We start from the raw sequence: 393 nt of genomic DNA on the forward strand, positions 1-393 counted from the left end.
GACCTGCTCCTGCGCCTCGAGGGCTCCGGGCCCGAGCCGCTGCGCGACATCGTCCTGCTGCGCGGGGCCGGCAACGAGCGCACGGTCACCCTCGACGAGGTGTCGAGCAACAGCCTGCTCCCCAGCACCATCACCGACGAGCTGCGCGAGGCCGTCGAGGACGACCCCGACCGGCTGCAGAGCCAGCTGCTGCAGGTGCGCACCCCGGGCGGCGGGGACGGCGGGCCCGCCATCGCGGTCGGCGGCACCGTCACGCTCCCGCTGTCGGGGGAGCACGAGCTGTACCTCGTCTTCGACCTGGCCCAGGAGCAGCAGAACCTCGCGGTGGTCGAGCGGGCCCTGCTCATCGGCCAGCTCGTCCTCGTCCTGCTCGTGGCCGGCATCGCGTGGCTC

Annotated in this window: 1 pseudogene; it reads left to right on the plus strand. The window is 73.8% G+C overall.

Annotated elements, in window-relative coordinates:
• Nucleotides 1–393: pseudogene (locus I6F37_RS43890) on the plus strand (hypothetical protein); the annotation flags it as partial.

It is taken from the genome of Bradyrhizobium sp. NBAIM08 (assembly GCF_020193935.1).
GTDB lineage: Bacteria > Pseudomonadota > Alphaproteobacteria > Rhizobiales > Xanthobacteraceae > Bradyrhizobium > Bradyrhizobium yuanmingense.